Here is a 7,247-nt window from a genome sequence, read left to right as displayed (position 1 = left end):
GCAGACGACGGAAGTTGAGAATCGTGGTTTCGTCCGGGACTCGCTCCAGACTCAGACCCGAAAACTGGCGCAGGATGGTCGTCTCATACAACGCTTCCTCCATCGCCGGATCGCTGTAGCCGAACCAATTCTGCATCAGATGCACGCGCAGCATCGACATCAGTGGATAGGCCGGACGACCGCCTTCGCCCTTTGGATAGTGCGGCTCGATCAGGAACAACTCCTTGCGGGTCTGTTTGCGCTTGCCGGCGTACTCGGCATCGGCGAAGGTCATCTGTTTCATCATTGAAAAGCTCGGCGACTGGTGTCCGGTGATTTTGCCAAATCAGGAAGTCTTTTTCAGAGTTTCCCTAGCCGCCTACGGCGAATCTGGCCACGGGGTTATTGATCGAACTGCGGATGATGATGCAAATCTCTTGAGGCTATGCTTTTAGGCAGATGCGCTGTCCATGGTTTAGGTCGATCTGAGGGCGCACACGGCTCAACAGGTAGCAGTGGCCCACCGGTAAATTTGGGTCGATTGCTGCCGTTTGCGACGGGCGGCTTTCGGCCGATTCTGTTGAAAAAGTCGGATTTCGCCTCGCCTGAACTCAGGCACGACCACCACCGGAGAACCTACTCACCACATTGAGTGGCTCTCGGCCCTTCGTTGACCTTTGCTGCTCTGTTAATGGGTTAGTTTGAGGTTTTAGGGTGGCCCTTGAGATGAAAACTTGGCCAGCCGTCTCAGGTTCTGCACCGCAGCGGCCAGCGTGAATTCGTCCGGCGCGCCACTCATGCCACGTAGCGGCAGGCGATCCAATTTCAGGATGCGTTTGAGGTGGGCAAACAACATTTCGACCTTTTTACGTTCGTGGCGAGAGCGCGCGTACTCCGGCGTCGCCGCGATGCGTCGAGCCTCATCACGAGCGGCTGATCGGAAGATGATGGTGTCGGCTTTTGTGACGTGGGAACGCTCGTTCTTGAAGGCTCGCCATTCGCTGCGTATACGTTGCCGGCTGGGCAGCGATATTCCTCAGCATCCTCATTCCAGGGGAAATCGTTACTCGAAAAGCTGTCGTTCTTGCGCTCGGTTTTGTCCCACACCGGCACATGCGGTTCGATATCTTTTTCCTCCACCTTCCCGGCCAGCATCGGCGCTGTGCCGTAAGCGGTGTCGCCAATGAGGCGCTCTGGCTTGATGTCGAACTGCGCTTCGACCCGATCGATCATCGTCTTGGTACTCTCGACTTCTGCGGTTCGATGAGCCGGTGTGGGCTCCACATCCATGATCACGCCGTGCTCGGTATCGATCAGATAATTCGTGGAGTAAGCGTAGAAAGCTGGGCCTCCTGGAGCAGCGATACGCCAGGTTCAAATGGGCCTCTTCACACAACCGCCGTTCGGAGCGGACGCCATAGCAGTAGTCGACGATCAGCATACGGATCATCAGTTCAGGATCAATCGACGGACGCCCAATCGGGCTATAGAAATCGGCGAGGTAGTGACGCAGGTCGCTCAGATCGAGACACCGATCAGTGCTGCGCAGAAGATGATATTTTGGGATGTGGTCTTCAAGGTTGAACGAGTAAAACAGCCGATCCTGCCCACTTGATAGCTGTCCCATCATGCTGCGTGCTTCCCTGCTGGCCGATGCGGAAATTTTGCAGGAGGCCAGCCAGGGGAGCTACTTTTTCAACAGAATCGGCCGATAGCTGCCTGTCATGCCGGTCCAGTCCAAAAGCTTTGGGATGAGCGCTGTTAACGAGGTTCGCTGCTGCCTGCTACCACATCAGCACATCAGCACATTCAAATTGCATCGGATTTCAGTCCCTGCACCACGGGAAACCCGCGCAGCTTGGCCGACCACGTCACCACCAGCGTGGTCACCAACAGCACCAGTAGCGCAGGAGGGAATGCTTCTACGCCGAGTCGGTCGAGTAGCAGACCTCCCACAATGCCCCCGCCAGCAATTGCGGTGTTCCAAGCAGTCACGAGCATGGATTGTGCGACATCTGACGCATTGCCAGCAGTTTGGGCCAATGCCGTTTGAAACAACGTTGCGGCGCCGCCAAAGGCTAATCCCCACGCGCCAATCGCTACGAAAACGGCAACGGGTTCAGTGGCTGCTATACCCAGCACCATTGCTGAAATCCCAAACAATGCGGTACTCGCCAGGGTCAGCGCGCGCAGGTACTGGTCGATTAACACCCCAACAATCCAGATGCCCAGCAGCGATGTGATTCCGAAGACCAGCAGTACTACATCCGTCTGCGCCCCCAGGCCGGCCACCTGCAGAAACGGGGCGATGTAGGTGTAAAGAATGTTGTGCGCAAGGACGAACGCCAGTACCACGAAGAGCACGGGGCGAATGCCCGGCAGTGTGAATACATGGCGCAGCGACAGACGTTTTTCTTCAACCTTTCCGGCGAAGTCTGGCACGTTGAAGCGCATCCATGCCATCAGCAGCACGGCCAGCAGGCTCATAATGCCGAAGCACATGCGCCATCCCAGGACGTTGCCCAGAAAGGTTCCGGCCGGGATGCCCAACGAGAGCGCCAGGGGTGTGCCCACCATCGCAATCGCGATGGCGCGGCCTTTGCGGTGTTCGGGCACCAGGCGCGCGGCATAGCCGGCCAATAACGCCCACAACAGCCCCGCCGCAACGCCGGCCACAAAGCGCGCCGCGATCGTCAACGTGAAGCTGGTCGAAAACGTCGTGACCGTGTTGGCAATGGCAAAGCCGGCGATGGCAGCGAGTAGCAAGGGACGGCGACGAAATCCTTGTGTGGCCGCTGTTAACGGCATGGCGGCCATTAGCGATCCAATGGCATAGGCGGTGACGGTTTGCCCGACCCATGCCTCGGAGACGGCCAGCTCCTGTGCCATCTGCGGCAACAGACCAGCCGGCAGTGCTTCGGTAAGGATGGTGATGAAGGCGGCCATTGCCAGCGCCAACAAGGGTGCATAAGGCATACGATCCTGCACTTGCGAGTTCATTGGCCTAGCTCCGCGACGCCGTATACCGCGTCCCGCAGGTCGGTTACGAACCGTCCCGACATGCCCTCGTACAACGTGTTGGTGAAGGCGACGACACTCAGCTTCTGCTGTCGATCCACACACCACGAATGGCCATAGGCGCCACCCCAACGCCAGGTGCCTGGCGACTCGGGGGTGACCGCCAAGGCCGGATCGCGCAGTATCGAGAACCCCAGACCAAAGCCGAACCCCGGTGCAGCGGGCAATTCCCGGCCGCCGGTTTGATCGAGTGCCATCTCCTCGACGAGTGCCGTGGACAGCAGCTCACCGCCGCCGCGACGCAATGTTTCAAGGAGGCGCAGGAAGTCCTCGGCTGTTCCGGCCATGCCGGCACCACCCGACGCAAACGCCTGCGGGTTGAAGATGCGGGCGGGGCTGAACGGGATGCCGATCGCCCCCTCGAACGGCGAAACGATTTCGCCTTCGGCCAGTGCGCGGGGCTCGGGAGTCGCACTGACATAGGCGGTAGGCACGCGCGATGGGTCCAACGCGGCAAAGCCGGTAGCGGTCATGCGCAGCGGATCAGTCACGAGCTGGCGCACCGCATCAGCCAGTTGCTCGCCCTGCACCCGCTGAATCACCGCCCCTAGTACATCGGTTGCCACCGAATAGCCCCAGGCCGTGCCGGGCTCGTACAGCAGCGGCACGCTGGCGATGCGGCTCAGGTTCTCGGTGAGGCTGACGGTGGACGCATCCATACCGTCCGAGACACCGGCCTGTGCATAGGGGCCATGCGCATCGGCTTCGAAAAAGCGATAGCCAAGCCCCGCCGTGTGACTAAGCAAATGCCGCACCGTGATGTGGGCAAAACGCCCATCAGCCAACTGTGGCCGAAACTCGGGCAACCACCGTTCAACGCTGTCATCCAGACCGAGACGGCCTTGCGCTACCAATACCAGGGCCGCCGTCGAGACAATAGGTTTGCTGACCGATGCCAAGCGAAACACCGCCTCTACGCTCATCGGCAATCGCTTCTCGCGGTCGGCCCAGCCGGCCGCCTGGCGATGGACCAACTCGCCATCGCGGGCCACCAATACTACCGCGCCAACCAGTCGCTGCTGCTCCAGCGCTTGCTGGACCGTTGCGTCAATGCGCGCGGACAATTGACGTGAAAGCGTGCCCGTGGATAAAGCGATTTCGGGGAGGGTCATGCGCAGTTCCTTCTGAGAGTGGAGAGCCCCACCACGATAGAAAGTCTAGGATTAAAGAAAAACTGGGGTAGAGTTCCATTTTATGCGGAGCAGAACGTCCGCAATGGAGGGCAGCATGGACAGCTTGAATGGCTTTGTGGTGTTTGTGCAGGTCGCCGAAAATCGCAGTTTCGTGGCGGCCGGCCGAATGCTGGGGGTGTCGGCGTCGGCCATCGGCAAGAGTGTGGCGCGGCTGGAAGAGAAGCTCGGTGTTCGCCTGTTTCACCGCAGCACGCGCAGCGTCACGCCGACTGCCGAAGGCATGCTGTTTCTGGAGCGCAGCCGTCGGATTCTGGCAGAAATCGAGGCAGCTCAACTGGAACTGTCGCAAGCTAGCGTCGCTCCACGTGGACGCTTGAGGGTCAGCCTGCCCTTGGTCAGTTCACTGGTACATCCGGTGCTCGGCGACTTTATGCGTGAGTACCCGGCCATTGAATTGGACCTAGACTTCAGCGACCGCCTGGTCGATGTGATCGAGGAAGGTTTCGACGTCGTGGTCAGAACCGGCGTGCCTACGGATTCGCGTTTATCGGCGCGTAAGCTCGGTTCATTCTGTTCGTTGCTGGTCGCCTCGCCGGACTACCTGACAGCGCGTGGTACGCCAAAAGTACCAACCGATCTGCTGCAACACAGCTGCCTGCACTACCGTTTCCCCAATAGCGGCAAGCTGGAAACCTGGGCCTTGCGTCGTACTGCTGAGGAGCCCGAGTTAGCCTTGCCCATTTCGATGATCTGCAACACCATCGAAGCCCGTTTGTGCTTTGCCTTACGGGGGCTGGGCATCGCCTACCTGCCGGAGTTCTCAGTCAGGCAGGCGCTCGCCGAGGGGCAGCTGTGGACCGTTTTGCCAGAGCACACAGAGCGCAATGGCGAGTTCCATTTACTATGGCCGGCCAGTAAACACCCCTCTCCCAAGGTGCGGGTATTCGTCGACTTCCTCTGTGCCCGGGTATTTCCGGCTAGATGATTCTCGGATTTATTTTCACTACTCTAAACGTCCGCTTCTGGCCGATTTCTGCCGGTGCTGGCCGGCTGCAATGGGTCGATTGCTACCCGTCTCCACCGGCAGTAATCGGCCAAAAGCGGTCCTTCAAAGTGGGCAATAAATCGGCGCTTGGCGACACAATCGTACTGGGAAGGTCTGCGATCTTTATCAAATGCTGGAATCAATAATCCTGAGCCAAGGCCAGCGAGCTTGATAACTTTTCGCCTTCTGAGCAAACAAGTCTGGCTTTGGATTTCTCGGGTTTATACGGAGAATCCCTTGATCCGTGTCGCCTAGCCCATTGGGAGAGTAGACTTCGCCAGTGTCCACATCCAGACCAATGCACGTACCTGCAATCAGATATCGATCGATACCGTCTTTAGTTGAATCAAGCTGAGGATAGGACCCGCCAAATCGCTGGCTGTACCAAAGGTGGACGCGAGCCTGGTTCTTGATCTCGACATTTACATCGAGGTCCTGAAACAGATGCCGAACTGAATGGATAACCTCATCCTCGGCCTCCCAGGACAAATCATCATCGAAGTAAAAGACGTCGTAATCCTTCACTCCCCACGCTGGCGGCAACCGCGACCGATGGTTCCAAATGGCTTGGAACAAGCAACCAGCCGTAAGCATGCACTGACCTAAACCGAGCGCAGGCAAGCGTGAGGCGATTTCAGCGTTTATTGGATTGGCCATCGCCACCCGGACCAAATCTTCGACAGTCAATGCCATCTTCATCCTTTGAGATCGATCTAATTCTGGGGGGGCGACGATACCTCAGCGGTACGCAAAATTCGCGAAATGACTGTGCTTCTCGCTCGCATACGGGGTTATCGCTGCCGGTTGCGAGCGGCAGTTAGGGGGCGAAAGCAGCTCTTGATGCACGGCCTATCGCGGATTTAACGGAAAGGGGCTCGAACCCCTTCTGTCGTCGCCACAGGCCGCTTAAGGCCAACAAGAATGGCTTTTTCGCTAGATCCTTTGTCGTCAAACGGTCTATTGCGGCCCCAGACTTGCCCAAAATTTGTCCTAACGTCATTGTGAACAATCTGCTCCCGCTGCCAGGATCTGACGTTAGCCGTAAGCAGACCTTTCACTGCGCCCGCACGGCCAAAAGCGGTCTGTCATTTCCGGGGAGGATCGATCAACGAGTTAGACACGTTCCCCCCAGGCATAGTAATTAATGTGGTGTTGATTTCAGTGCGTCTAGAATCGCTGCAATATGCGCCATTGGTTTCATTGCATCCTGAATCGCAGCCATCTGGGCTGCCATCTGCGCTGATGGTTTTATTGCGTCTTGAATCGCGGCCATCTGGGCCGCCATCTGCGCTGATGGTGGTTTTATTGCGTCTTGAATCGCGGCCATCTGGGCCGCCATCTGCGCTGATGGTTTTATTGCGTCTTGAATCGCGGCCATCTGGGCCGCCATCTGCGCTGATGGTTTTATTGCGTCTTGAAACGCAGCCATCTGGGCCGCCATCTGCGCTGATGGTTTTATTGCGTCTTGAATCGCAGCCATCTGGGCCGATGGTTTCAGTGCTTCCTGAAGCGCTGCCATATGCACCATTGACCTCATCGCATCCTGAAGCGCTTCTATCTGCGCCATTGGCATCAATGCAGCATGGCGTACAGCATCAAAAATTGGTCTGGGTGATAAGCCGAGGTTTGGCAAACGCTCAGGCGGGCTCACACGATCCTCTCGCATTAGCGGCTGCTGAATAGTGCGAACTGTGGGGCGGAATGCGTCAAGATGCATTAGGCCCAGTGCGGCCGCAACGTGCTCCGCTCTCTCGGCGGATACACTCCAGTAGCGCGATATACGTAGTGAAATTGGCGCAATGAATTGCTCTATTGCCAGCGATTGGCCGGAATAGGCAGGTCCATTTTGTTTGGCCTGCGAGCGCAACTCTTCGTATCCACCATACCCTAGGGAAACTCTGAAAAAGACTTCCTGATTTGGCAAAATCACCGGACACCAGTCGCCGAGCTTTTCAATGATGAAACAGATGACCTTCGCCGATGCCGAGTACGCCGGCAAGCGCAAGCAGACC

General features: G+C 57.7%; 5 protein-coding genes and 2 pseudogenes. 1 reads left to right on the top strand and 6 read right to left on the bottom strand.

The window, feature by feature from the left end; translation table 11 throughout:
* The 4 genes and pseudogenes from AACY31_RS27920 to AACY31_RS27905 all read right to left on the bottom strand — a co-directional run.
* The coding region (locus AACY31_RS27920) for a transposase (protein ID WP_339483692.1) at positions 1-283 on the bottom strand (283 nt) is incomplete at its 3' end.
* 405 nt (positions 284-688) lie between these two features.
* A pseudogene (locus AACY31_RS27915) lies at positions 689-1,609 on the bottom strand (transposase).
* A 179-nt stretch (positions 1,610-1,788) separates the two neighbouring features.
* Positions 1,789-2,979, bottom strand: a complete 1,191-nt coding sequence (locus AACY31_RS27910) for an MFS transporter (RefSeq protein ID WP_339483691.1) — start codon at positions 2,977-2,979, stop codon at positions 1,789-1,791.
* Entirely contained in the window at positions 2,976-4,169 is a 1,194-nt protein-coding gene (locus tag AACY31_RS27905) for a serine hydrolase domain-containing protein (protein WP_339483690.1), read from the bottom strand. The genes AACY31_RS27910 and AACY31_RS27905 overlap by 4 nt, the downstream gene beginning before the upstream one ends.
* 115 nt (positions 4,170-4,284) lie before the next feature.
* Here AACY31_RS27905 and AACY31_RS27900 point away from each other — a divergent pair, with 115 nt between their 5' ends.
* Positions 4,285-5,175, top strand: a complete 891-nt coding sequence (locus AACY31_RS27900; protein WP_339505520.1) for a LysR family transcriptional regulator — start codon at positions 4,285-4,287, stop codon at positions 5,173-5,175.
* Positions 5,176-5,361: 186 nt separating this feature from the next.
* Here the strand turns inward: AACY31_RS27900 and AACY31_RS27895 are convergent, their stop codons facing one another.
* On the bottom strand, positions 5,362-5,928 hold the full coding sequence (locus tag AACY31_RS27895) for a nucleotidyltransferase family protein (protein ID WP_339505519.1): 567 nt from the start codon (positions 5,926-5,928) through the stop codon (positions 5,362-5,364).
* Between the two features lie 448 nt (positions 5,929-6,376).
* Positions 6,377-7,247: pseudogene (locus AACY31_RS27890) on the bottom strand (hypothetical protein); the annotation flags it as partial.

The organism is Pseudomonas sp. RL_105y_Pfl2_101 (assembly GCF_963970585.1).
GTDB lineage: Bacteria > Pseudomonadota > Gammaproteobacteria > Pseudomonadales > Pseudomonadaceae > Aquipseudomonas.
Note: the sequence above shows the minus strand (reverse complement) of the source record. Positions and strands in the feature narration are given on the sequence as shown.

Coding starts and splice junctions, on each gene's coding strand:
- AACY31_RS27905 (WP_339483690.1), bottom strand. CDS start 4,169: ATGACCCTCCCCGAAATCGCTTTATCCACGGGCACGCTTTCACGTCAA.
- AACY31_RS27900 (WP_339505520.1), top strand. CDS start 4,285: ATGGACAGCTTGAATGGCTTTGTGGTGTTTGTGCAGGTCGCCGAAAAT.
- AACY31_RS27910 (WP_339483691.1), bottom strand. CDS start 2,979: ATGAACTCGCAAGTGCAGGATCGTATGCCTTATGCACCCTTGTTGGCG.
- AACY31_RS27895 (WP_339505519.1), bottom strand. CDS start 5,928: ATGGCATTGACTGTCGAAGATTTGGTCCGGGTGGCGATGGCCAATCCA.